We start from the raw sequence: 706 nt of genomic DNA, 5'->3' as shown, positions 1-706 counted from the left end.
TCTGCGCGGCGGCGATCACGGCGACCGCCGCGCTGGTACCAGCCGTTCCGGCGGCGACGGCCGCCCCCTCCCGCCCCGCCGACCGGTCCGTGTCCGAGCTGCTGACGCAGCTCAAGACGCTGTACCGGAAGGCCGAGGAGGCGACGGAGACGTACAACGCGACCGAGGAGAAGCTGCGCAAGCAGCGCACCAGAACCAGGGAGCTCACGGCCGAGCTCGTGCACGCCCGTACGAAGCTCGCCGACAGCCACGACGACGCGGGGCGGCTGGCCCGTCAGCAGTACCAGGGCCACAGCACGCTCTCCTCCTACGCCTTTCTGCTGACCCTGCTCACCCCCCACCCGGAGAGCGCCGCCGACGAGGCGCGTGAACTGGGGCGGGCGGCCGGCCGCGAGGCCGCCCTGATGCAGCGGCTGACCAGGGGCGAGCGGCACGCCGACACCATCGCCACCCGGGCGCGGACCGCGCTGGACAAACAGCTCTCCCTGACGGCGAAACGAAAGAAACAGCGGGACAAGGTGGAGAAGAAGCTGCACTCCAGCGAGAAGCTGCTCGCCGCGCTGAGCGCCCGCCAGATCGCCCAGGTGGCGCAGCGCGAGCGCCAGGAGACCGCGAAGGCACAGCGCGAACTGCTCGACTCCGGGGCGCTCGGCCCCGCGAACGGCGCCTCGCCGCACGCCCCCGCCACAGGCGGCGGCACCCGCAC

General features: G+C 73.1%; 1 protein-coding gene. It reads left to right on the top strand.

The features are described 5' to 3' along the window. On the top strand, positions 1 to 706 hold a 706-nt coding region (locus CCN37_RS38595; RefSeq protein WP_371505757.1), incomplete at both ends, for a coiled-coil domain-containing protein.

This window comes from Allokutzneria sp. NRRL B-24872 (assembly GCF_002155965.1).
In the GTDB taxonomy this organism is placed as follows: domain Bacteria; phylum Actinomycetota; class Actinomycetes; order Mycobacteriales; family Pseudonocardiaceae; genus Allokutzneria.
This window is presented reverse-complemented; position numbering and strand designations above follow the sequence as displayed.